We start from the raw sequence: 511 nt of genomic DNA on the forward strand, positions 1-511 counted from the left end.
TTGAAACCACGCAGCAGATGGGGCTTGAGGCCATGCTTGCGCCAATGCCGCGACACACTGGCGGCACTGACACCCAGTTCTGCCGCCATCCTGCGCGTACTCCAATGGGTCATCGCTTCCGGTTTACTTTGCGTGGTCAATTCTACCAGGCGGGCCACATCCACTTTCACCGGAGGAGCGCCGCGCGGTAAATCGCGCTCTATACCCGCCAAGCGGTGTTCGAGATAACGCTTGCGCCAACGTGCGACTTGCATGCGATCCACCCCCAGGCGCTCCGCAATTTCCTTGTTCTGCAAGCCCTCTGCCGCCAGCAATATCATCCGTGCCCGTAATGACAAGCGGACACTGCTTAATCGGGAGGAGACTATACGGGACAACTCGGACAGCTCTTCGCTGGTTAAAGTGACTGTAGGCGCAACTCGCAATGCTTGACTCCATCCATATCCCTGACCATGGAGCCATTTTATCATGATTAACCTTAAGTTTCATCAAGAATGCAACACTACACTAG

Annotated in this window: 1 protein-coding gene; it reads right to left on the reverse strand. The window is 55.2% G+C overall.

The genetic code is table 11. The features are described from left to right. Positions 1–470: helix-turn-helix domain-containing protein (locus tag HAP95_RS00005; RefSeq protein WP_226832304.1), on the reverse strand; the 470-nt coding region annotated here is incomplete at its 3' end. Positions 471–511 lie beyond the last annotated feature (41 nt).

This window comes from Acidithiobacillus sulfurivorans (assembly GCF_018853815.1).
In the GTDB taxonomy this organism is placed as follows: domain Bacteria; phylum Pseudomonadota; class Gammaproteobacteria; order Acidithiobacillales; family Acidithiobacillaceae; genus Acidithiobacillus; species Acidithiobacillus sulfurivorans.